Origin of the sequence: Leptospira vanthielii serovar Holland str. Waz Holland = ATCC 700522 (genome assembly GCF_000332455.1) — a bacterium.
Taxonomy (GTDB): Bacteria; Spirochaetota; Leptospiria; order Leptospirales; family Leptospiraceae; genus Leptospira_A; species Leptospira_A vanthielii.
Genome location: NZ_AOGY02000077.1, coordinates 92,803 through 114,612, shown reverse-complemented (window position 1 = coordinate 114,612; position 21,810 = coordinate 92,803). Strand labels below are relative to the sequence as shown.

General features: G+C 39.6%; 24 protein-coding genes. 8 read left to right on the top strand and 16 right to left on the bottom strand.

Translation table 11 applies throughout. The features are described from left to right. Positions 1 to 3: 3 nt before the first annotated feature. Together LEP1GSC199_RS19410 and LEP1GSC199_RS19405 are read right to left on the bottom strand one after the other, a co-directional pair. Entirely contained in the window at positions 4 to 1,482 is a 1,479-nt protein-coding gene (locus LEP1GSC199_RS19410; RefSeq protein ID WP_002990947.1) for an MBOAT family O-acyltransferase, read from the bottom strand. 1 nt (position 1,483) lies between these two features. After that, positions 1,484 to 1,984 carry an NYN domain-containing protein gene (locus LEP1GSC199_RS19405; protein WP_269746544.1) on the bottom strand — a complete coding sequence of 167 codons (501 nt, stop codon included), beginning with the start codon at positions 1,982 to 1,984 and terminating at the stop codon, positions 1,484 to 1,486. A gap of 51 nt (positions 1,985 to 2,035) precedes the next feature. On the opposite strand from LEP1GSC199_RS19405, the gene LEP1GSC199_RS19400 reads away from it, so the two are divergent. Together LEP1GSC199_RS19400 and LEP1GSC199_RS19395 are read left to right on the top strand one after the other, a co-directional pair. After that, positions 2,036 to 2,788 (top strand): SDR family NAD(P)-dependent oxidoreductase, encoded by a 753-nt coding sequence (locus LEP1GSC199_RS19400; protein WP_002990740.1) that lies wholly within the window; start codon positions 2,036 to 2,038, stop codon positions 2,786 to 2,788. Between the two features lies 1 nt (position 2,789). Next, positions 2,790 to 4,229 (top strand): FAD-binding oxidoreductase, encoded by a 1,440-nt coding sequence (locus LEP1GSC199_RS19395; RefSeq protein WP_002990975.1) that lies wholly within the window; start codon positions 2,790 to 2,792, stop codon positions 4,227 to 4,229. Between the two features lie 95 nt (positions 4,230 to 4,324). Here the strand turns inward: LEP1GSC199_RS19395 and LEP1GSC199_RS19390 are convergent, their stop codons facing one another. From LEP1GSC199_RS19390 to LEP1GSC199_RS19360, 7 genes are read right to left on the bottom strand one after another with little or no spacing between them, the layout of a single operon-like run. Continuing rightward, positions 4,325 to 5,461, bottom strand: coding sequence for an LptF/LptG family permease (locus LEP1GSC199_RS19390; RefSeq protein ID WP_002990743.1), 1,137 nt, complete (start codon positions 5,459 to 5,461; stop codon positions 4,325 to 4,327). Beyond that, positions 5,458 to 6,741 (bottom strand): PP2C family protein-serine/threonine phosphatase, encoded by a 1,284-nt coding sequence (locus LEP1GSC199_RS19385; protein ID WP_002990973.1) that lies wholly within the window; start codon positions 6,739 to 6,741, stop codon positions 5,458 to 5,460. The genes LEP1GSC199_RS19390 and LEP1GSC199_RS19385 overlap by 4 nt, the downstream gene beginning before the upstream one ends. Beyond that, positions 6,738 to 7,163, bottom strand: a complete 426-nt coding sequence (locus tag LEP1GSC199_RS19380; RefSeq protein ID WP_002990796.1) for an acyl-CoA thioesterase — start codon at positions 7,161 to 7,163, stop codon at positions 6,738 to 6,740. The genes LEP1GSC199_RS19385 and LEP1GSC199_RS19380 overlap by 4 nt, the downstream gene beginning before the upstream one ends. A gap of 6 nt (positions 7,164 to 7,169) precedes the next feature. Then, complete coding sequence (gene pbpC / locus LEP1GSC199_RS19375) at positions 7,170 to 9,284, bottom strand: penicillin-binding protein 1C (protein ID WP_002991098.1); 2,115 nt, start codon at positions 9,282 to 9,284, stop codon at positions 7,170 to 7,172. Beyond that, positions 9,262 to 9,876, bottom strand: a complete 615-nt coding sequence (locus tag LEP1GSC199_RS19370) for an RsmD family RNA methyltransferase (RefSeq protein WP_002991046.1) — start codon at positions 9,874 to 9,876, stop codon at positions 9,262 to 9,264. The genes pbpC and LEP1GSC199_RS19370 overlap by 23 nt, the downstream gene beginning before the upstream one ends. Then, on the bottom strand, positions 9,877 to 10,404 hold the full coding sequence (locus tag LEP1GSC199_RS19365) for a hypothetical protein (protein ID WP_002991081.1): 528 nt from the start codon (positions 10,402 to 10,404) through the stop codon (positions 9,877 to 9,879). Position 10,405: 1 nt separating this feature from the next. Beyond that, positions 10,406 to 10,585: a hypothetical protein gene (locus LEP1GSC199_RS19360; protein WP_002991115.1), complete on the bottom strand. Its 180-nt coding sequence runs from the start codon at positions 10,583 to 10,585 to the stop codon at positions 10,406 to 10,408. 157 nt (positions 10,586 to 10,742) lie between these two features. On the opposite strand from LEP1GSC199_RS19360, the gene LEP1GSC199_RS19355 reads away from it, so the two are divergent. The 5 genes from LEP1GSC199_RS19355 (at position 10,743) to LEP1GSC199_RS19335 (ending at position 14,074) form a co-directional block, all read left to right on the top strand. Beyond that, entirely contained in the window at positions 10,743 to 11,672 is a 930-nt protein-coding gene (locus tag LEP1GSC199_RS19355) for a hypothetical protein (protein WP_002991089.1), read from the top strand. Between the two features lie 62 nt (positions 11,673 to 11,734). After that, positions 11,735 to 12,094 carry a hypothetical protein gene (locus tag LEP1GSC199_RS19350; RefSeq protein ID WP_002990635.1) on the top strand — a complete coding sequence of 120 codons (360 nt, stop codon included), beginning with the start codon at positions 11,735 to 11,737 and terminating at the stop codon, positions 12,092 to 12,094. Further along, entirely contained in the window at positions 12,087 to 12,500 is a 414-nt protein-coding gene (locus LEP1GSC199_RS19345; RefSeq protein ID WP_002990801.1) for a SufE family protein, read from the top strand. The genes LEP1GSC199_RS19350 and LEP1GSC199_RS19345 overlap by 8 nt, the downstream gene beginning before the upstream one ends. Positions 12,501 to 12,573: 73 nt before the next feature. After that, entirely contained in the window at positions 12,574 to 13,758 is a 1,185-nt protein-coding gene (locus LEP1GSC199_RS19340) for a serine hydrolase domain-containing protein (RefSeq protein ID WP_002990579.1), read from the top strand. Between the two features lie 4 nt (positions 13,759 to 13,762). After that, entirely contained in the window at positions 13,763 to 14,074 is a 312-nt protein-coding gene (locus LEP1GSC199_RS19335; RefSeq protein ID WP_002990847.1) for a hypothetical protein, read from the top strand. Between the two features lie 3 nt (positions 14,075 to 14,077). Here the strand turns inward: LEP1GSC199_RS19335 and LEP1GSC199_RS19330 are convergent, their stop codons facing one another. The 3 genes from LEP1GSC199_RS19330 to LEP1GSC199_RS19320 are packed head-to-tail and all read right to left on the bottom strand — an operon-like array spanning position 14,078 to position 17,172. Beyond that, entirely contained in the window at positions 14,078 to 14,995 is a 918-nt protein-coding gene (locus LEP1GSC199_RS19330) for an energy transducer TonB (RefSeq protein WP_002991079.1), read from the bottom strand. After that, positions 14,976 to 16,001 carry a Holliday junction branch migration DNA helicase RuvB gene (gene ruvB, locus LEP1GSC199_RS19325; RefSeq protein ID WP_002990643.1) on the bottom strand — a complete coding sequence of 342 codons (1,026 nt, stop codon included), beginning with the start codon at positions 15,999 to 16,001 and terminating at the stop codon, positions 14,976 to 14,978. Before ruvB ends, LEP1GSC199_RS19330 begins: the two co-directional genes overlap by 20 nt. Position 16,002: 1 nt before the next feature. Beyond that, positions 16,003 to 17,172, bottom strand: a complete 1,170-nt coding sequence (locus LEP1GSC199_RS19320) for a trypsin-like peptidase domain-containing protein (protein ID WP_039927479.1) — start codon at positions 17,170 to 17,172, stop codon at positions 16,003 to 16,005. 123 nt (positions 17,173 to 17,295) lie between these two features. On the opposite strand from LEP1GSC199_RS19320, the gene LEP1GSC199_RS19315 reads away from it, so the two are divergent. After that, positions 17,296 to 17,853, top strand: coding sequence for a DJ-1 family glyoxalase III (locus LEP1GSC199_RS19315; protein ID WP_002990638.1), 558 nt, complete (start codon positions 17,296 to 17,298; stop codon positions 17,851 to 17,853). Positions 17,854 to 17,866: 13 nt separating this feature from the next. On the opposite strand, the gene LEP1GSC199_RS19310 is transcribed toward LEP1GSC199_RS19315, so the two are convergent. The 4 genes from LEP1GSC199_RS19310 to LEP1GSC199_RS19295 are packed head-to-tail and all read right to left on the bottom strand — an operon-like array spanning position 17,867 to position 21,809. Then, entirely contained in the window at positions 17,867 to 18,223 is a 357-nt protein-coding gene (locus LEP1GSC199_RS19310) for an STAS domain-containing protein (protein ID WP_002990850.1), read from the bottom strand. Between the two features lie 43 nt (positions 18,224 to 18,266). Next, positions 18,267 to 19,868: a carboxyl transferase domain-containing protein gene (locus LEP1GSC199_RS19305; protein ID WP_002990749.1), complete on the bottom strand. Its 1,602-nt coding sequence runs from the start codon at positions 19,866 to 19,868 to the stop codon at positions 18,267 to 18,269. Between the two features lies 1 nt (position 19,869). After that, positions 19,870 to 20,775, bottom strand: a complete 906-nt coding sequence (locus LEP1GSC199_RS19300) for an alpha/beta fold hydrolase (protein ID WP_002991113.1) — start codon at positions 20,773 to 20,775, stop codon at positions 19,870 to 19,872. Positions 20,776 to 20,777: 2 nt separating this feature from the next. Further along, entirely contained in the window at positions 20,778 to 21,809 is a 1,032-nt protein-coding gene (locus tag LEP1GSC199_RS19295; protein WP_002991044.1) for a GlmU family protein, read from the bottom strand. Position 21,810 lies beyond the last annotated feature (1 nt).

The following is a 21,810-nucleotide window of genomic DNA, read 5'->3' as shown; positions in this document are numbered from 1 at the left end:
CTCCTAAAACTTATAGTAAATAAATTCTCCGCCATCTTGGGAAAGAGTAGCGAGAAGAAATACAGTGATAATTCCAAGCACAGGAACCAACCACAAATCATGTTTTCGAATTCGATCCCAAAACTCAGGAACATACTGGATGTGATGGAAAAATAGTAAGGCAATAGACGTATAAAAAATTCGTTCTAAGTTTTCAATGTGTTGGAATCGAAAAGAAGACCCGGTTCCAAATAATGATGTGGCAGAAAGTAACCACTCGTTCGAATCGCCGACAAACATGGCTTCCAAACTTTGTGAAAAGTGAGTAAAGATACCATGGAAATGGTCCACCATATTTGATGCATTGTTCGAACGAAACATTAAACCGGAAATAGAAAACAAAACAAAAACAATGAGGGCTTTTACAACAATTAAGAATTTGTTTTTTTGTGGTGTTAACTTCCAACCAAGATTGTCTTCAAAATATCTTTCACCCGCCAAAATCACTCCCCAATAAAATCCCCAACAGATAAAAGTATAATCAGCTCCGTGCCAAAATCCCCCGAGTGTCATAATGACAATTAGATTTAAGTAGGTACGAAGTTCCCCTTTACGCGAACCACCGAGTGGAAAATAAATATAATCTCTAAGCCAAAAAGAAAGTGTGATATGCCAACGTTTCCAAAGCTCTCGTCCAGATGTTGAGAAAAAGGGAGCTTTGAAGTTTTCAGGTGTTTCAAATCCTAAATACAAAGCAATGGACCTTGCCATGTCAGTGAGTCCAGAAAAGTCACTGTAAACTTGGATCGAATAACAAACTCCTGCGATGAATAACGAAAAAGAATCATATTCGGCAGGAGAACCAAACACAGGTGAGATGGTAAGAGACATGGGATCTGCAACGAGTACTTTTTTCACAAGCCCAGACATAAGTAAATACGATGCTCGATACATCTTTTCTTTGTTTGGAGTGAGTTTGTCTAAGTTCGGAAAAAAATCAGACATCCTCATGATGGGTCCGGCAATCAAAACAGGGAAAAAAGCCACAAACAAAAAGTAATCTTCTACTTTAACAATAGGTTTTGTTGAATCACGATAAGTATCAACAGCTGCGGCAATCACTTGGAAGGTATAAAAACTAATCGCAAGTGGTAAGGCAATGTGAATGAGATCAGGAACTTGTTTAAAGAACGGATAGTTTGTTAGATCAGCAAGAACCTTACTGAAAAAATAAATATATTTAAAAAATCCTAAATTGATTAGGTTGAGTGCAACTGTAAATCCAACCCAAAACTTTGTAGGACTGAATTTGATTTTGCGATACAAAAGGTAATTGATACTGATAACTACAAAAAAGTGGAAAGTCAGTGCCAAAGAAAAGTAGGCATAAAAACCAATCCCCGAAAGGAGCAGGAAATATTTTCGGATCTCTTTGGGGATGGCCCAATAGAGCAAATAAACAATGGAAAAGAAGATTAAAAATGGGATTGAGTTGAACAACATATCAAGGAAGGAATTGTCTCTCCCAGTAATCGGTTTCTGAACTTGGTGTCAATCCTTCTTTCAGGTGATTAAATTCCGTTTCGTCCTCTTCGGTCTCCCTTTTGACCCATTCTGCGTAAAATTCTTCTGAGGTCATTCGTTTGGCCCGAAGCCTACGAGCAAAACTAACTATCTCTTTATCGGAGGTAATCACCAAACACTGTGAAGGTACTGGATATAAATTGAGGTATCCAATGATGAGTTCATCGGCTTTTTTCTCATGGCTGTAATGGATAGAGAATTCACCCCAATCTTCTGAATAACAATCAGAGGTAAGATCCTTTTTTCCGTCGAAAAATACTAAAATTTTAGAATGTTTCTTCTTAGCATAAAATCGTTTGAGGTGGAGAAGTAACCCATCCCTGGCATCTTGTAATCGGTATTCCCCCAAACAAAAAGCCAAATCGGGATATTTATACATCAGATTCATCCCGTCGATCAGGATTCTCTCAATTACGGGCACAACTCTATTGAAACCACTTGCCAGATTCGATTAAACCAAAAAAACGTAAACATGGGGAAAAAAATAATCATCGTCGGTGCCTCGAGTGGGATCGGAAAAGCCATAGCAGAAGCTGAATTGAACGCGGGGAATTCCGTGGTTCTTTTGGCCAGAAGGGAAAAGTCCCTAGAATCCATTGCCAAAAAAGCCAACCAAGGAAAAGAGAAAAGAGCCTTCCCTTTGGTCTTTGACGTGACAAAGTTTTCCACAGCTGAAAAAACCTTCGGGAAAGCAGTCAGTTTACTCGGCAATGTGGACGAAGTGTATTTTGCATCAGGTGTGATGCCTGAAATCTCTCCTAACGAATACAATACGACCAAAGACTTAGAAATGTTAAATGTTAACCTTTTAGGTGCCGTTGCTTTCCTAAATCCCGTGGCTACTTATTTTACAAAACAAAAATCTGGTAAAATTATAGGAATCTCTTCGATTGCGGGAGAACGAGGCCGCAAAGGAAATCCAGTTTACAATACTTCCAAAGCTGCACTCAACACATACCTTGAAGCACTTCGCAACCGATTGTCAGAATCCAATGTCCAAGTAACAACCATTAAACCTGGATTTGTGATTACGGAAATGACTAAGGGTTTGAAACTTCCGGAAAAAGGATTACTGAAAGCAATCACAGCCGAAGAAGCTGCCGAAAAAATTCGTACGATTGTAGCGAATGGAAAAGACGAAGCGTTTGTTCCTGGGATTTGGGCTTTGGTTGGTCTTATCATCCGTAACATTCCCAATTTCATTTTTAAAAAACTGAGTATATAACATGGTCGCAAAAAAAACAAAATCCATTCCTGACGTGAAAGTTCCCAAAAAGGAAAAAGTCGAAGCATGGGGGATGAGTTCCTTTTCTCTTTCCTCTGTATTTCATCCAGAAACAGAAGAAGAAATCAAAGAACTTTTTGTATGGGCAAACCAAACTGGCACCAAAATTGCGTTACGTGGTGGTGGTTGTAGTTACGGAGATGCTTCCACCAATACAGATGGAATTGTTTTGGATCTAACTCGCTTCAATAAAGTTTTAGATTTTAACTTAAAAACCGGTGTGATGACAGTCCAGTCTGGAGCCCGAATCAAAGACCTTTGGGAAACAGGAATTGAAAATGGATATTGGCCTCCAGTAGTCTCTGGAACCATGATGCCTACCCTTGGTGGCGCCCTTTCTATGAACATTCATGGAAAAAACAACTTCAAGGTTGGAACCATCGGTGAACATATCAAAGAATTTACTTTCCTTACTGCCAAAGGGGATATCTTAGTTTGTTCTCCTAAAAAAAATACTGACCTCTTTTATTCTGCCATTTCCGGTTTTGGTATGTTAGGTTGTTTTTTAACAGTACAAATAAAAATGAAACCGATTTACGCAGGTAAGATGAAAATTGATCCGGTGTATGTTAGAAACTTTGATGAACTGTTTACTTATTTTGAAGAACATTATAAATCTTCCGATTATTTAGTAGGTTGGATTGATGCCTTTGCTTCGGGCAAAGCCATGGGAAGAGGCCAAATCCACAAGGCCACCAACTTAAAAGAAGGAGAAGATCCTGATTTTCCTGGGAACTGTTTATTAGAAAGACAACACCTTCCTTCTCGCCTATTTTATGTGATTCCTAAAAAATGGATGTGGATTCTTATGCGTCCCTTTAGTTTTAATTTGGGAATGCGCCTTATCAATTTGGCGAAGTGCATTGCGAGTATTCTTGTAAATCATAAGGCTTATTACCAAGGTCATGCGGAGTATGCTTTTCTTTTGGACTATGTTCCCAATTGGAAGTTTGTTTACAAACCTGGCGGAATGATCCAATACCAAGTTTTTATCCCCAAAGAGAACGCCAAACAAGCATTCCGTGAGATCTTCACCATTTGCCAAGAACGAGGAATCGTAAACTATCTATCTGTTTTCAAAAAACACAAACCAGATCCTTTTCTATTAACACATGCAGTGGATGGATTTTCTATGGCAATGGACTTTCCTGTTACTAAAGGAAACAGAGAAAAACTTTGGTCTTTATGCCATGAAATGGATGAAATTGTTTTGAAATACAAAGGTAGATTTTACTTTGCGAAGGACTCAACACTACGCAAACGTGTGATGGAATCTTACTTTCCAAAAGAAAATCTCAAAAGATTTTATTCTTTGAAGAAAAAGTATGATCCAAAAGGGATTTTACAAACTGATCTTTACAAACGAGTGTTTTTAACTTAACCGCTAGAATTCTCGCGTAGCCTTAGAGGCACGCGGGAAACACTTTCCAAAATTTTAATAGTTTCAAATGAAAAATGAAATACAAACGAAAGGATTTAAATATTCATTCGTCTGTACAAATAGTACGCCGCTGAGGTAAAGATGACTGGTGTCATCCACATACCGATCCAAATCGGTAAAGCCCCATTTTCAGCCAACGTTTTAGCAGTCGAATTCAAAATATAATACAATAATACAACAGCAATAGTAAGACCTAGGCTTGCTACACCTGCAGAACGTTTGGTGATGGCACCAGCAAGGGCTCCGAGTGCCACAACAACAAAAGACATGAGTGGCATAGCAAATGCCATATGTTGTTGGATGATTACGTTACGAAAGGGAATTCCTTTGGTGATCCTGGACTCGATTTCATCTGCTAATTCAAAAAAATTCATTTCCTCTGGATTGCGAATGGGTTTGGAAAAATAAGCTAAGTCTTCTGGGAAGTCATAGGTTTTTTCGGGATACTTGATCCGAGACACAAGCTCTAGATTCTCATTGAACCTGACTTCTTCGGCATCATACAAAACCCAACTGTGTGGTGAGGGAATGAATTTTGCTTTTTGTGAAGATACAGTGTAGGTTGGATGACCATCGGGAGTGATTTCAATATAATTGAATCCACCTTTTACAGTTTTTTCTTTTTCATCGATCCAATAAACGTAATAGAATCCTTTTTTTCCTTTGATATGCAATTGGTATACAAAATCGATCAGACGGTTGGAACCCTTAGCCATAATACTATATTCAATCTGTGCTTGTTTGTTGGCCGGAATCACAACCGTTTGGCCAAAGAGAGTCATAATCAGCCACATGGAGATTCCAAAAAATAAAATTGGAGTAATAATTCGAATAAAGGAAACTCCTGCAACCATCATCGCCACAAGTTCTTTGTTTACACTGAATTGACCGATGACAAAACAAACGGAAAACATAAGAGCCGGCGCCACCACCTGATCCACCATAGATGGTAACGAATACAAAACATGCAAATAAACATGTGCTTGGTTTACTTTCGAAGAAACTAAATACTTCATTACATCTGTGAATTTATAAATCACAATCATGGAAGTAAGCATGATGAGAGTTCCGATAAAGGTTTTAAAAAAATCTAAAAATAAATAACGATCTAAAGTGCGAAAAGGAATGAACTCTTTTTTGAACCAAAGAAAGGGTGTTAACAACAAATTCATAAAAATTCCAATAATAACATACTCATATCGTCGGAAATTCGTTTTGCCGAAAATGACATTGAGTCCTCATATAGAGCATTCAAAAATTCTTCACCTTTTTTGTCAGAATGATTTTTTACCGAAGAAAGTAAATGTTCGTCTCCATAAATCTCACCGGCGTCATCAAAAACTTCCAAAATTCCATCGGAATAGAGCAAAATACGATCCCCTGGGTTGGGTGTGAGAGAAAAATCTTTTAGATTGGGTTTTAAAAAAGATACAATAAGAGTCCCGATCCCTTCCATAAACTTCGGATCCAAGTCTTTTTCCATTCGAATGAGAGGTGGGTGACCCGCTATGGAATACTGGATTTCTCTTGTGATTGTATCTACAAACAATACACAAGCACTGATGTGATTATTTGGAACTAACGATTGCAAGTCGGAATGAATGGATTTTAGACAAGCAGAGGGTTCTGTTTGGTTTCCATGAATTTTAAAAGCAAGGACTGCCATAGCAGAAACCATAGCGGAGGCAATTCCGTGACCAGAAACATCGGCAAAAAAAAGTGCTAACTTTCCATCTTCTCGTTCCAGAAAACTTATGGCGTCTCCGCCCACTTGATCAAAGGATCGAAAAAAGGAATGAAGTCTCACACCTTTTGTTTTAGGCCACTGGGTAGTTACCAAATTGGATTGGGTTTCATTTGCCAAATCCAATTCGTTTAACATACGATCTTGAAATCCTTTGAGTTGGGATTCTGAAATTCGAAGTTTTTCAACAGAACTTAGTCGAATGTTGAGTGTTAAATAGGAAACAAGGGCTGGTGTGCTGATGGCCGAAAGATACAACGGCAAATCCACTTGCGGTTCTTTTGTATAAAGGCCAATGATAATTCCAGCAGAAGATACAGTTCCCAAATAAGAAACAAGAGACCTTCTATCCACAAAACTAACACCGATACAAGAGAGCACTAAAATCATTCCTACCAGATAACCAATGTACAGTGAGTTCCAATACAAAAGGATGAGAGAATGGGCACTCATGGTATAAAAGAAAAACAACATAATGGATTGGATTTGTTTACGAACCCAGTCAGATACATAAGTGGCAAAGAAAAAACATAAGGTTACAGTGGCATGTAAGATACGAATCCACTTGGGATCATACAATCCCAACTCATCTGTAGGTGCAAAAACTCCAAAACCGATAAAACTAAAAAATACAACAAGGCAGATTCTTGAAATCTTCATTACCTCATCATCAAGTTTAAATCGTTCTTGGATGGATTGTTTTATCATACCAAATGATTAGATCCAAATTTTGTTTTAAAATGGTTAGGAAGAGCCGATGGTTTTTGTAATTCAAAATCAAACCAAACGAAAGCAGCATTCCCGGTCAGAACACATTCCTCGTTTTCATTCCACATAGAACAAATCACAGTAAAGGCCCTAGAGGAAATAGAATCCACTTCTAAAGTAATTTCTAAAGTGGCAGGAAACACAACTTGTTTGCGATAATCCATATCCAAATGAGTGAGGACCGGCCCTGCTTTAACAGGCTTTAGTGGGGAATCCCATAAACTTTCCTTTGTAAAATAATCGGCCCTGGCAGATTCAAAATATCTGACGTAAGTAACATTGTTTACATGCCCGAAGGCATCCATCTCACCCCAAACAACTTGTTGGGTAAATTTATGTTTGTACTTGATTGGTTTTGACATTTTATGTTACCGAACTTCAAATAAAGAAAGAGACAAAACATTGCCATCTTTATCTTTTACTTGCAAACGATATTCTCCCTTCTTTGGTTCCCAGAGGTAGGGCCCTCCTGCGGAACCAATCTTTTCATCGTTTAAATAATAAGAATACGAAACCTCGTAGGAACTGAAAGTAAAGAGGATTTTTTGATGGCCCAAAGGAATATCTGGATCCAATGCAAAAATACTTCCGTTCACGGGAGTAAGGATTTTTGTCGACTTTGTCTTTTCTATCGTTCCGTCCTTAGACAGACTAAAATCTTTCTCTGTTGGATTTTCAAACGCAGGTGGATTTAATTTTGAATCTAGAGTCTCGTGTAGAATGTCCATTGTCTCTCGCCAAACAGGAGCAGCACCTGTAATTCCTGAAACATCCAACATCGGAGCACCTGTAGGATTTCCGACCCAAACACCTACTGTATAAAATTCCGAATAACCAATACACCAATTATCTCTCATATCTTGGCTTGTGCCTGTTTTGACTGATGTATAATAAGATGTTGATAAATAATTATCCCATCCAAACCCAAGAGACCGAGCCTCGCGGTCAGAAAGGATTTCTGAGACCATGTAACTTACTGTAGGCGAAAAGACTCTTCGAGAAGAAGGACTTTTTTTGGTAGGTTGGAAAGTAAATTCAGAATAAACTCCCGCATTGGCGAGAGTGCGATAGGCATTTGTGAGTTCGAGTAGAGTCATATCTGCCGTTCCCAGTGCCAAAGAAGGTCCATAAAACTCTGGATACCGAAGGCCCGTGATCCCTAACCTCTCTAACACAGAAACAAATTCATTGATGTCTAAAAAAGACAAAGCCCGGATAGCGGGAATGTTGAGTGAAGAAGCTAAACTTTGCCTTACCGTTACATTTCCCTTATAAGATTTATCATAGTTTAACGGCCGATAGATTCCTTGGTAAACAGGAATTCCCACAGGGGAGTCGGACAGAATCGAATCGGAGTTTAGTTTATTTTCTTGGAAGTTCTGTGCATAGACAAATGGTTTTAGAGTAGAACCCACTTGTCTTTTGCTTCGAATGAGGTCTAGTTTTGCAACAGAACTTTCTTCTCCGATATTGGGAACATAAACAAGAATCTGCCCTGTTCGATTATCGATTACGATGACGGCCCCATCCTTAACATTTTTATCGGCAAGGGTCTTTACATTTCGTTTCAAGATCTCTTCTACTTTTCTTTGGAAGTTTAAAGATAAGGAAGATGATACTTGCGAATTCAAATATCCACCTGCTTTGGAAAAATCTAATAAAGCTTTTGTGAATAAAGGAACAAAGGAAGGATACTGGGGATAGTCCAAATTACGAAATAAGGATTCTCTCACTAAATGAGAAATAGCGACACAATCATCTACCCCATCTCTTTCCATTTTTAGTAAACAAACCCGTTTCACAACTTTTTCAATGGGACTTTGGGGAGAACGAATGAGGGCAGACAACACATAAGTTTCGTTAGGTGTCAGTGCGTTTGGAGATTTTCGAAATAGTCCCTTACTTGCAGAAGTGATTCCTTTCAATTCACCTCGAAAGTAAATCAAATTGATATAGGCAGTAAAAATTTCTTCCTTAGTCCAAGTTTCTTCCAATTCTACTGCCCGTTGGATTTGTTTTAGTTTTTGAAAGATTGACCTACGTTTGAATTCCTTAGGTTGTAATTCCGGATCCAAGAGAGAAACGAGTTGCATGGTAATTGTAGATCCACCACGAAGCGAGGATCCGGTGAAATTTCCAAATAAGGAGGAAACCAAAGCATTCGAATCCACTCCCCCATGGACAAAGAATCGTTTGTCTTCTGCATAAACAACTGACTCAACTAAAAACTTAGGGAGTTTAGAATAATCTGTCCATTCTTCGGATCGGTATACATTTTGGATTCGATACCTTTGGACAAGTTCACCACTGCGATCAAACACCTGTATGTCAGAAGGTTTATAGTTAGATTTTACTTCTTCATACGTGGGTAAAGACCAAAGAGGTGACCCGATGAATAGGAATGCAAATCCAACAATAGAAATTAAACTTCGAATGGATCCAAAATCGAAGCGATTTATTTTACCGAGAGGTGATCTCGGCATTTTCATAACCTGTTTCGATGATCGAGTGGCTTCCATACTCCCTCACCTTATGAGGAACCGAAGCCCAAATTTTATCAATGGCTTGCCGTTCCGGAATTTGGCATAAAATCAAAAAAGGTTTTTTTGTAGATATACAAAAGTTATATAATTGTTCCAACATCTCTTTCATGCGGACGGGGGTTTCCGACCAATATGTGTATGGTGGATCTAAATAAAAAATATATACCTCTTCCTCACCCAATTCCCACTTTAACGTATGTTTGGTTGCATCTTTTCGAAACAACTGAACGTTCGTGAGACCACGAAAAAGGGAATGGAGTTGTCTAAACCTAGTTTGGTCTAACTCATAAGTCAAAAGTCGTTTGACAGATAGACTATAAGCTTCGGCAGAAATTTGTCCACTTCCAGAAAAGTAATCACAAAACAAAACTGATTCAAAACTAAGACCCCAAGAAAGGAGACGAGAGTCCATAAGAGAGAAGATGGCTTTTTTCATAAGACTATTGGTAAAATTTAAATGTCCCGATACATCTGGTGGGGATGGAATTTCTTTCCCTTTCCACTTACCTTGTGATACACGTAGTCCTTTCATTTATTTACCTGAAGACTTAATTTCTTCTAATTGAGATAACACCTGTTTGGAGGGAGCGTTGGATTCAATTTCTAAAAAGACCTTCCTTGCCTCTGACTCGTTTTTTAAATCCATCAGTCCAAGGCCATACAAGAGTAATGCATCGTTGTATTTTGGACTCTGTTTTCCAGACTTTTGAAATTCTTTACCCCATTCAATAAGTAAATCCGATTCGCCAAACACTAAAGCTCGTTCCATAAATAGGTAAATGGCATTCCAATAGTGGACCGATGACCTAAAGTTAGGTGGTATTTCACGGACCACCTTAGTTTTCAGTTGGGACCAATTTTCCTCAGTCGAAACATAGAGAAAAAAAATACGGGGATCTTTCTCTCCATCGGGTGCGTTCAAATATTGGAGGGACCCTTTGGAAACAGTTGCATAATTTCCTTTTTTGAATTCTGTATAGAGGGTCGAAAAACCGGAGGCCTCGCCCCAAAGGAGCGAAGGTAGAATCAAAAAACCAAAAATATACTGAAAATAAGTCAAATTACAGTTCGGTGATATTCGCAGATCCGCACATAGGGCAGATCAGTTCCCAAGAATCGAGGTATTCGTCCTCTCCTTCGGCTTCCCAACGGTGGTCACAATCCTCGCAAGCATACGTTACGACGTCTTCGTTAAGGCTATCAGCTTCGAATTCGTCATCTTCTAAAATGTCATCTTCCATACCCTTCTCACTAAATCACAAAGAAAAAGCCGTGTCAAGTGGGGAGGGCAAAAAAAAATGGGAACCAACGATGGCGATTTACTCCCGGTACGAACCGCACAGAAAGAAGAAATCAAAGACACCGCTATTTCTATTGGTTTTAGCGCTTGGTCTGTCCGTGTTAGGGTTTACCTATAGAAAAGAAATTTATTTTCTTTTTGCAAAAGACCAAAGTGTCAGGGCAGAAAAAACCAAAGAAAAAACAATTGAACTCTGGAAATCAGGAAATCTGAAAGAAAAAGATATAGAAGACTTCCAATCGATAACCACCACCTATTCCGAAAAAGATCCAACAGATCCTGTTGCCTTTCATTTGATTGCGCGCAGTTTATTTTGGAATTTATATAGAATTGGAATTTATTTTGACCATGACAGTTTGATTTTGCATTTAGGATCCGAATTCCAAGATTTTATTGGATCCTCCGTCCTTGCAGATTCTACTTTGGACTCCGTATTTTGGAATGCAAGGACTGCCGAATCTTTTTCCTCTTCTCCCTTTTCTGATTGGGAAAACAATAAAGTTTTGTTGTTCCTTGGGGAAACACATCGCCATGTCAAAAGACCCCAAACACTCATCACCGAATATGGAAATTTGGATCGTTCTAAACTTTCGCCTGAGTTCCAAACAGTTTATATTTGGTTACTTACCTTCAACACAATGTTAGCTGGGGATGCAACTGGGCTCGACAAACTGATCACAATCACAAAAGATCCAAGTTATAAAGCAGGAATTCAATTCACACCAAGAGAAGAGAATTTTTTACGCGGTCTTGGAAAGTATTATAAAAAAGATTATGTAGGGGCTTTGTCACTACTGAGGCAAACTAAGTCAAACAATCCCGATCGGATTACAGAGACTTCTATCATAACAGAAGCCACAATCTTTCACTTACAAAATCTTTCCCAAAAAGGAATTGATCTATTGGAGGACTTTTACCTTTCTTCTGGTAAAAAGAATGCGGAGATCCCCCTCCTCATAACCAAGATGATTGCGGAAAAACCAGGAGCCAAAACCAAACTAGATCTAACACCGGAAAAAAAAGAATGATTGGTTTGGTATCAGCACTAGTTCGTTTCGTTCCCCAACATTTGAGGATAAGTTTTACTACTATGAAAAAGTTTATCCTTTGTTTTATATTTATATCCGTTTCTTTTTCCCGCTGTGGTTTGTTTTATAAGGGGGTTCCGAAGGCCGGTGAGTTTTGTTATGTTCTCACCAAACCTCCTGAATGTTTGTACGTAGATTTTGAATCCAAAAAATTGATTTGGAATGATGTAGAATACATTCTAGAAGAAAAACTTCGGATGGATTATTTTTTTAAATCTAACGATGAGTTGTATGAGCTCACTGTTTCCACAGTGAATCGTGTGGAGCTAAAAAATCTTACTACGGCTAACTTTAACAAGTTTTATATGAGAAAAAAAGATAAGTTTGCCCAGATTCCAACTCCGGATGCCAAACATGAATAAGTCCATTGAGGAAATCCAAAAAGAAATCATAGCGGAATTCTCAGATCTTACCGATTGGGAAGAGAAGTTTCAATATTTAATTGAGTTAGGTGAAGAACTCCCCCCCTATCCAGATGAAAAACGAACGGAAGAATATATTGTCCCTGGTTGCCAATCACGAGTTTGGGTCGCACCAAAACTAGAAGCGGGAAGATTAGAGTTTGATGCGGATAGTGACACGGCTCTTACAAAAGGACTAATCGCCATTCTTATACGGGTATTTTCAGGACAATCTCCGAAAGATATAGCGGATGCCTCACTAGGTTTCATAGAAGAAGTTGGCCTTGCAAAATTTCTTTCGATCTCAAGAAGAAACGGACTTTTCTCCATGGTACAAAAACTAAAAGGTTACGCAGAAAAAGCGTAATCCTTTTCTTTTTTCCTTTGCAAACGATTAAGACTCGCATAGAATTCTGAAACGAATCTGAATCAGGAATTCTATGAAACAAAGTTTTATCTGTATCCTTCTTTTACTCGCTTTTGTCCATTGTGGCAAAGACCTTTCTCCCTTCGGTGGTGAACCAGAAGTTATCACACTGAAAACTCGCTTAAAACCAGAATGGCCAAGTCCCAATTGGAAAGTAGTATCTCCTGAATCTGTTGGTGTATCTTCTAGCAAACTTAAGTTAGTAGAGGAATATGCCTTCACGCGAACGGGAGATGAAACAGATAGAAAAGGGAGAAGGACCGATGCGCTTGTCATCTTAAGGAATGGAAAACTCATTTATGAAAAGTATGCGAGAAACTTTTCGGAAGACAAAGTCCATTTAACCTGGTCGGTATCCAAAAGTATTTTGCAAACCATGTATGGAATCGCAGTCAAACAAGGGTTAGTTAAATTGGACGATCCTGGTTATTATCATTATGAACCATTAAGCCATGATGAAGCCCACAAAAAAATTACGATTAGACACCTTCTCAATATGTCCTCAGGACTTGCGGGAGAAGAAGGATATGAAAGTGGTCCACTCAAATCATCGGTCATTGCCATGTTGTATACAAGAGGTCGTAAAGATATGGGGGCCTTTTGTGCAGACCTTCCCCTTCGTGCAGAACCAGGAACACAGGTGTATTATTCTAGTTGTGATACCAATATTCTTTCTGCCATTTTGAAAAAAGTATATGGTGCAGAAGAATATGACAAACTCCCCTTCGAAAAGATATTCAAACCTCTAGGAATCACCAATGTTACTTTTGAAAGAGATGGTTCTGGCACTTATGTGGGATCTTCTTATTTGTATATGACTGCCAAAGATTTGGCGAAAATTGGTTATCTGTATTTAAATGATGGAGTTTGGAACGGAGAACGTCTGTTACCCGAAGGTTGGGTGCAGTTCACAAGAACACCTGCCCCCGGATACAAATCCACACCTTACTCCGAAGATTTATCACAAGACAATTATACCGCCCACTGGTATGCCAACACAGGAGTTCCCGAAAGAGGAATCCACGAACCATGGCCCGATGCACCAAAGGATACTTTTGCTGGTCTTGGGCACTGGGGACAAATGTTGTATGTGATTCCAAGCCTTGATTTAATCATTGTTCGGTTTGGAGATGATCGCGAAAAGGCATTCATCAAAAATGATTTTTTAAAATTAGTGAAAGAGTCTGTAATTCGGTAACCTTATGAAAAGAAAAATATCTGTGATCCTTTCTTTGTTGTTTTTATTTATTTTGTTTTGGGCACAATGGAACTGGAAACATCTCTCCAGTTTTCCTTCCATTATCTCTAGTTTTTATTCCAAAGAGTATTGTAGTTGTTACTTTGTGATGGAACTTTCAGAAGACCAGTGCCATGACTTTGCTCGCCAATGGGTTCCTATTAGTGAATTCAAACTCGACAAAGAAAATAGATCGGTAACGGTAAAAGGACTCGGGCGGTCCAATACGGCAAAGTATCTTTCTAAAGAGTATGGCTGTAGTTTAGTTACCGATTAACAACTAACGGTAATAACGGATACCGGGAAAGATGAAGTTGATCCCAAAGATAAGACCTTTGGATTTCACTTCTTCTGGTACCGGGCCAAAGTTTTGTCCCCGAATGGAATCCATACAAGCTTGGTCCACTACCACCTGGCCTTGCGAAGTCACAAGTCGTACGTCCAAAACTTGTCCTTGTTCACTTAACATAAATAAAACTTTAGTTTCACCTTCTTTAATTCCTTCTCTTGCCACAACACCTGCCATATCACGATAAGCATAGTTTCCACCACCAGGGGGAGCAAAAGATTCCTCAATTCGTTTTAACATATTTTTAAAATAGTAATAACCTGCGAGTTGTTTGGTGGGAATGGTGAGCGCCTTAGCTCCGTCCCATCGAAACAAAAAATCCTGTTGGAATCTATAGTTAAAAGGAATTTTTGTCATATGCCCAGAACTTGCAGATTGGTTTGGGCTTTCTTCTGAATTAGAATTACTTTTAGGATCTGCTTTAAAAATTCCTACTTCAAAGATTTCTTCTTCTTTGGATTGTTCCGATTTGGGTTGGGCTTTACTCGGAGTGGAGGCAGAACTTCCCATGATAAATTCACGGAACTGGGTGAGAGTATGAAACCCTTGTTTTTCTGTAAGCCCACCGCCACCCGACGAATCCTTGTTAGAGAGTGCTTTGTATTCGTCTTTTTTGTCTGGATTGATGAACTGTTGTTCTACGAGAACTTCGTAAATTTTTTCTTGTTCTTTTGGTCCTAACATTTCGGAAGCTTGTTCATCAGCCAACATCTTCCAAAGCATATTTCTAGTGATGAGATGAGCGAGAACAAATGAGGCTATGAGGATGACAAAGGTGAAGGCGAAGAAAAGTCTACGTTCCCCTTCTTCCTTTTCAGGCAATCGGAAATCAAAAGAGAGTTGGGCCATTTTCGCGATTTTCCCCGGTATTTCCAGTATACACAAGTCCCAAATGTTCGTAAGCCTTTTTCGTTGCCACCCTGCCTTGCGGTGTGCGGTCGATAAGGCCCACTCGGACAAGAAAGGGCTCATACGTGTCCTCAATGGTGCGTTCCTCTTCCCCTAGGACGACAGCAATGGGTTTGATTCCCACAGGCCCGCCGCCATAACGATGGATGAGAATGTCCAAAATTTGACGATCCACAGCATCGAGGCCCAGATGGTCCACACCCATTCGGTCAAAGGCAAACCGACAAGTATCTAAACTAACAGAGGTTTCATTTTTAACTTCGGCAAAGTCACGAACCCGTTTTAAAAGATGGTTGGCAATCCTTGGAGTTTTGCGACTCCGTTTTCCAATCTCAAAAGCAACACCATCACCAAGACTTACTCCCAGAAGTTTAGCCGAACGATCCACGATGATTTGCATTTCCCCATCCGTATAAAAATCAAGTTTCAGATGGATTCCAAATCGTGACTTTAAGGGATCACTGACAAGTCCCGAGCGTGTGGTCGCACCCACAAGAGTAAAGGGCTGGAGTTGGATCTGGAGGGCGTTGGCCGTGACTCCTTCGCCAACCACAAGGTCCACAAAGAAGTTCTCCATTGCGGGATACAAGAGTTCTTCCTGTTTTTTGATAAAGCCGTGGATCTCATCAATAAAAAGGACTTCATTGGTTTTGAGCAGGGTAAGGAATCGAACTAAATCTGCACCTTTGGAGATGGCAGGGGCGGAAGTGGGAGTGAAGGCCACCGCCAATTCGTTGGCGATGATATTGGCGAGTGTGGTTTTTCCAAGGCCCGGTGGACCTGAAATTAAAACATGGTCGAGGGGGCTCTTACGTTTGCGAGCCGCCTCCACGTATACCGAGAGATTGGCCAAAACCTCTTTTTGCCCGATAAATTCGGATAATTTTGTAGGCCGAAGGTTTGGTTCATCTTCGGCCGGTTGGATCCAATCTTCTCTTAAACTCACCTCAATTGGGTTTCTGCTCTGGAGTGATGGAAGTCAAGATTTCATTTTTATTTCGAATGATTTTTATCTCGATTCGTTTTCCAATTTTTGCAGACCGAACAAAACCAATGAGTTCTTCCGGTGTTTGGATTTCTTTTCCACCCATCTCCACAATCACATCAAAGAGTTTTAAACCAGCTTTATCAGCAGGAGACCCTTTCATGATTTGGCGGACAATGGCACCTTTGTTGTCTTTCAGTTTGAGTTGTTCGATGTCTTCTTCATTGATCGCATCAAGACCTACACCAATCCAAGGTCGAGTTACCTTCCCATTTGTTTTGATCTCTTCTGCAACCCGACGAGCTTCGTTAATCGGAATGGTAAATCCAATCCCCACAGAACCACCAGACTGAGAGGCAATCATACGGTTGATCCCAATCACCTCTCCGCGAATATTGAGAAGTGGGCCTCCACTATTTCCTTGGTTGATGGCAGCGTCAGTTTGGATGTAAGAAAGTCCTGAAGAATCAATCCCACCACGCTGAACGGCAGAAACAACACCCACTGTAAATGAGTGTTCAAATCCAAGAGGAGCACCTATGGCAATGGCCCAGTTCCCCACTTTCACTTTATTGGAATCGGCAAGAACAATCGGACGAAGTGTTCCCTTGGGGGCATCTATCTTAAGTAAGGCGATGTCCATGGTTTCATCCGAACCAATCACTTTGGCTTCAAAGGTTTTTTGGTTTTTAAACTTCACTGTGAGTTTGTCCATGTCTTTGATCACATGGTGGTTTGTCATAATATAACCATCATCATTCAAAACAATTCCAGAACCAAGTCCTGTTTGTTTTTGTTTCATCACTCGACCCGATCCACCACCGGGGCGTCCAAAAAAATGATCAAAATAGGGATCTCCAGAAAATGGATGTTGTTGGACGTTTACCGTCCGTTCCGTGGCAATCGAAACCACACTTGGGGACACTTTATCAAATACTTCTTGGAAGGCATCTTCCAGTGCCACAGCTTGTGTTTGTGCTGGGGACAATTTATCACTTCCATCTGCTTTCAGTTGCAGAGGATTTTCGGAAGAATTTCCACAAGTAAGAATGGGTGACAAAAATGTTCCCAAAAGTAAAAAACTAAAAGCAATCGCTAAGTAACGTAAAGGATTCGTTTTTTTATCAATCATAGACAATTAACTATCTCTCCTACTATATGAGACCCCAGAAGTTCCAGGAAAGTTCTCATTTCTTGGAATCGTTTTTTTACAAAAAAACTTGAACATTTTGTACAAAGTTAAACTAGTCTTTCTATGGCAAAACGAGTTTTTATCCCACTTTGCACCGGCTTTGAAGAAATGGAAGCCATCATTTTAATCGATGTTTTGAGAAGAGGAAATGTTGAAGTGGTATCCGGTGGAAAAACAAAAGATCCCATCCTTGCCTCGCGGAAAACTCTGCACTTAGCTGACAAAGTTTTTTCGGAAATCGAACCAGACCAGTTTGATGCCATCCTACTTCCTGGTGGCCTGGAAGGGACCAAACAACTGATGGCCGATCTGGAAATTAGTAAAATTCTAAAATCTTTTCATTCAGAGGAAAAACTCATCGGTGCCATTTGTGCGGCTCCAAGCGCCTTACGTAATTTAGACATCATTTCAGGGGATGATCCTTATACCGCTTTTCCTTCTTCCGAAGATTTGGCAAAAGGAAAGGGAGGAAAGTATACTGGCCAAAGAATAGAATCACATAACCATGTCCATACGAGCGTGGGCCCAGGTTCTGCTTTTGAATTTGCTTTGTATATCTTAGAAATATTGGAAGGAAAGGATGTGATGGAAAAAGTAAAGGTCGGTTTACAACTGCCTTAATCGTAAGCGTTTGTTACTCGATTGATTCTCTTTCCTTTACCAAAGAAAGGACGGCATTTTCTTCTGAATCAAAAACTTCCAGGTGACTTTCCATTCCTGTAAGTTTGAACACCTTGGCAACAGATCCATGAACACTACATATCTTTAGATTACCGTGATATTTTTTGAGTTTGTACATGGCTGTCACCAAAGTCCCAATTCCAGAACTATCCATAAAGGGAACTTTTTCGAGATTCACAACAATCTCATATATGTGTTTGCGCATTTTGTCATCCAGAATGTCTTTCAATTCTTTTGCATTGTACAAATCAACCTCGCCTTCTATTGCGATGATGGCAACTTGATTGGATGACTTCTCGTGAATGATCATTTGTAGTTAGTTTGCATCCTAAAAGGAAATGAAAAGACAAAAATTACATTCGAAAGACACCAAATGGTTTTCTTTCTTCTTTCCTTCTGCTAAGGATAGACAAAGCTCTTCCTAAAACTTTCCTTGTATCGGCAGGGTCAATGATCCCGTCATCCCAAAGCCGAGCCGAACTATACACGGCTGAAGATTTTTTTTCATAATCTTCTAAAATTGGTTTTTTAAAAATGGCTTCTTCCTCTGGTGAAACTGCTTCTCCCGCTGCTTCCTTTTGGTCTTTTTTGACTGTCCAAAGAACATTGGCTGCTTGTTCTCCGCCCATCACAGAGATCCGAGCATTGGGCCACATCCATAAAAATTCTGGACCAAAGGCACGACCACACATCCCATAATTTCCCGCACCATAAGAACCACCAGTAACAATTGTTAGTTTTGGAACGGTGGTTGTGGAAACTGCGTTTACCATTTTTGCCCCATCACGAGCAATCCCATTGTTTTCATATTTTTTCCCCACCATAAACCCTGTGATGTTTTGGAGAAATAAAAGTGGAATTCTTCTTTGATCACAAAGTTCGATAAAATGGGAAACTTTGAGCGCAGACTCGGAAAACAAAACTCCATGGTTGGCAATGATTCCTACCGGATACCCGTACACTTCAGCAAATCCAGTCACAATGGTTGTGGCATATAACCTTTTAAATTCATGAAATTTTGAACCATCCACAATCCGTGCAATGATCTCTCTGGGATCATAAGATTTTTTGGAATCCCTTTCAATGATTCCATAAATTTCTTCAGCGGGATACAAAGGTTCTTCTGTTTCTTTGGGGATAGATTCGTTTTTGGAATTTATGTTTTTAATGATAGAACGAGTGATAGCAAGAGCATGAAAATCATCTTCTGCAAAGTGGTCAGTCACCCCAGAAACACGACAGTGGACATCGGCACCACCTAACTCTTCGCCAGTGACAATTTCCCCCGTTGCCGCTTTTACAAGTGGTGGCCCACCAAGAAAGATAGTTCCATTTCCTTTGACAATCACAGATTCATCAGACATAGCAGGAATATAAGCACCACCCGCAGTGCATGACCCCATAACGACCGCTATTTGAGAAATTCCTTTAGCACTCATTCTTGCTTGGTTGAAAAAAATCCGACCGAAGTGATCTTTGTCAGGAAACACTTCATCTTGCATGGGTAAAAAAGCCCCGCCGGAATCCACCAAATAGATACAAGGAAGGGAGTTGTTTTCTGCAATTTCCTGGGCACGGACATGTTTTTTAACCGTGAGTGGATAGTAGGTTCCGCCTTTGACTGTAGCGTCATTGGCAACAATCATACAATCCACACCTTCTACCTTTCCAATTCCTGTGATGATCCCAGCAGAGGGAACCGGATCAGGATAAACTCCCTCTCCCGCAAGACCACAAATCTCCATAAATTCGGTTCCAACATCGATGAGTTCGGCGATACGTTCTCTTGCCGTAAGTTTTCCTCGAGATTTATGTTTTTCGAGAGCTTTTTTGCCACCACCTAACTTCACTTGATCGATGGTTTTACGAATGGGAACTATGGTTTCTAAATATGACGTACGATTGGCAACAAATTCGGATGCCTGTGGGTTTATCTTCGAGATGATTCGTTCCATATCATTCCTTATTTTGTTTATTAAAGTGAAAGGTTTTTGTTTTTTTATGTGAGAAAGAATCTACAAAGTAGTGGAGTTTTTCATAAACAACTTCTGGACATTCTTCCATCGGAAGGTGTTTGGAAGGAAGGATCACAAGACTACTGGTTCTAAGTGTTTCCTTCATGTATTCGGTTTGGTTTGGCGAAATACGAAAGTCTTCGTCACCTAGATAAATTTGACGAAGGCCTACAAAGTTTTTTGCTCCTTCTTCGATTTCACGTAAGGCATGTGTGGACCTGTCCACATTGCGAACAAACTCCAATGTATTTTTACGAGCCTTCCCTCCGAATAACAAATAATACATGGTCTTTTCCCATTCATAAGTTAAGTGATGCGTTTTTTTGACTAAAAACAATTTATAAAACAAACGAAGGAGTGGTGGACGAAACAAAAAAGAAAACACTTCCCCGATGATTGGCAAACGTAAAAAATGTAAGGGGAAATAAAAATGAAACTTTGGCAAATTCATAAATCCACCCAAAATAGATAAGGATTTATATTGTGTGGCATGTTCTTTAAAAGTAAAACAAAGGATAGGAAGTGCATAATCAAAAGCCACAACATGGACTTTTTTATCTCCCACCACCTTCTCTAAAAAGGGAGCCAGGTAATGAGCCTGGAGCCTGTGTGAAAGTGGGCCATCGGGTCTTGTACTAAATCCAGTCCCTAAAAAATCAAGGGCAATTACTCTGTAGTGAGTGGATAACAAATTTACCAATTTACGGTAGTTATACGATGTAGTCAAAAATCCGGGAAGGAGAAGAATGATCTCTTCCCCTTTTCCTTCATCCAGATAGAAAAAGCTCAAACCCTCAATTTCTACTGTTTTACCAGAATTGATATGTTCTAACAAACTGGGTGTCATGTTTACTCCGCAAAACTTCCGTATAATTTTCTTAAATACTCTTCTTCAAATTCAAAAAGATTCATCCCTCTGCGGGCCATGATTTTTTTTGTATCAAAGAGAAACTCTTCTAACCGATAACGCCCATCCGGTTTAATCCAAGTGAACGCAGGTACATATCCTTGAATTCTAGATTCAACAATGTTACTCGCAATGTCAAAAACTGTTCCCGTATTGGACATCACACCAATCGCAAGTTTTGTAAAGGGACCGATCAACGATCCAAATTTAATGGTTCCTGTATTAACTATGGAATCACCTATCTTTAGTTTTACGATTCCATAATTATTCTTTAAATCACTAGTAGTGGAGAGAGCACCTAAATTCACCCAAGTGGATACAAAACTATGCCCAAGAAAACCTTCATGGTGTTTGTTGGTAAAATCTAAAAGAATTGAATTTTCAACTTCACCGCCAATCCGGCATTGGTTACCGATAAGGCATCCACCTGTGATCCGAGCATTGTCGATTTGCGTATTTTTTCCGACAAAGAGTGGCCCTTCCAAAAAACTAAAGGAAGAAATTTTGGCTCCCTCTTCGATAAGAATAGGACCATCTGTTGTATCAAAAACAACACCTGGATACACAGTGGCCTGTGGATGGATATAAAGGTGTTTTTCCTTTCCTATGATATGAAATCCCGATTGTTTAGCTTTATATTTTTGGCGAAACCGTTTCCAATCTTTTTCCAAAGTGAGAGTGTCTTCAATGATAGAAGTGACAGTTCCTAAAAGTTCCCAAGGCAAATACGAATCGGAACTATAAATGGAATCATAAGTTTCCAGGTTCGCCGGTAATATATGTGGGTATCTGTGAAAAATTAATTTTTCAAAATCGGGATTTGGGCCTTTGAAAAATATTTTTGCCCCTGGGTATTTTCGTTCTAGTTTTTCGAGTAAGGTGATACCACCCAAATTCCATTCAAAAAAAGAATGGAATCTTGATAAAGGCTCAAGAGAAGGATTTCTACTAGAATCGTCAAGTAAGAGATTCACT

What these genes read in the sequence shown, in the direction of transcription:
- LEP1GSC199_RS19410 (WP_002990947.1), bottom strand. Translation starts at nt 1,482, where the DNA reads ATGTTGTTCAACTCAATCCCATTTTTAATCTTCTTTTCCATTGTTTAT.
- LEP1GSC199_RS19400 (WP_002990740.1), top strand. Translation starts at nt 2,036, where the DNA reads ATGGGGAAAAAAATAATCATCGTCGGTGCCTCGAGTGGGATCGGAAAA.
- LEP1GSC199_RS19395 (WP_002990975.1), top strand. Translation starts at nt 2,790, where the DNA reads ATGGTCGCAAAAAAAACAAAATCCATTCCTGACGTGAAAGTTCCCAAA.
- LEP1GSC199_RS19390 (WP_002990743.1), bottom strand. Translation starts at nt 5,461, where the DNA reads ATGAATTTGTTGTTAACACCCTTTCTTTGGTTCAAAAAAGAGTTCATT.
- LEP1GSC199_RS19385 (WP_002990973.1), bottom strand. Translation starts at nt 6,741, where the DNA reads ATGATAAAACAATCCATCCAAGAACGATTTAAACTTGATGATGAGGTA.
- LEP1GSC199_RS19380 (WP_002990796.1), bottom strand. Translation starts at nt 7,163, where the DNA reads ATGTCAAAACCAATCAAGTACAAACATAAATTTACCCAACAAGTTGTT.
- pbpC (WP_002991098.1), bottom strand. Translation starts at nt 9,284, where the DNA reads ATGCCGAGATCACCTCTCGGTAAAATAAATCGCTTCGATTTTGGATCC.
- LEP1GSC199_RS19370 (WP_002991046.1), bottom strand. Translation starts at nt 9,876, where the DNA reads ATGAAAGGACTACGTGTATCACAAGGTAAGTGGAAAGGGAAAGAAATT.
- LEP1GSC199_RS19360 (WP_002991115.1), bottom strand. Translation starts at nt 10,585, where the DNA reads ATGGAAGATGACATTTTAGAAGATGACGAATTCGAAGCTGATAGCCTT.
- LEP1GSC199_RS19350 (WP_002990635.1), top strand. Translation starts at nt 11,735, where the DNA reads ATGAAAAAGTTTATCCTTTGTTTTATATTTATATCCGTTTCTTTTTCC.
- LEP1GSC199_RS19345 (WP_002990801.1), top strand. Translation starts at nt 12,087, where the DNA reads ATGAATAAGTCCATTGAGGAAATCCAAAAAGAAATCATAGCGGAATTC.
- LEP1GSC199_RS19340 (WP_002990579.1), top strand. Translation starts at nt 12,574, where the DNA reads ATGAAACAAAGTTTTATCTGTATCCTTCTTTTACTCGCTTTTGTCCAT.
- LEP1GSC199_RS19335 (WP_002990847.1), top strand. Translation starts at nt 13,763, where the DNA reads ATGAAAAGAAAAATATCTGTGATCCTTTCTTTGTTGTTTTTATTTATT.
- LEP1GSC199_RS19330 (WP_002991079.1), bottom strand. Translation starts at nt 14,995, where the DNA reads ATGGCCCAACTCTCTTTTGATTTCCGATTGCCTGAAAAGGAAGAAGGG.
- LEP1GSC199_RS19320 (WP_039927479.1), bottom strand. Translation starts at nt 17,172, where the DNA reads ATGATTGATAAAAAAACGAATCCTTTACGTTACTTAGCGATTGCTTTT.
- LEP1GSC199_RS19315 (WP_002990638.1), top strand. Translation starts at nt 17,296, where the DNA reads ATGGCAAAACGAGTTTTTATCCCACTTTGCACCGGCTTTGAAGAAATG.
- LEP1GSC199_RS19310 (WP_002990850.1), bottom strand. Translation starts at nt 18,223, where the DNA reads ATGATCATTCACGAGAAGTCATCCAATCAAGTTGCCATCATCGCAATA.
- LEP1GSC199_RS19305 (WP_002990749.1), bottom strand. Translation starts at nt 19,868, where the DNA reads ATGGAACGAATCATCTCGAAGATAAACCCACAGGCATCCGAATTTGTT.
- LEP1GSC199_RS19300 (WP_002991113.1), bottom strand. Translation starts at nt 20,775, where the DNA reads ATGACACCCAGTTTGTTAGAACATATCAATTCTGGTAAAACAGTAGAA.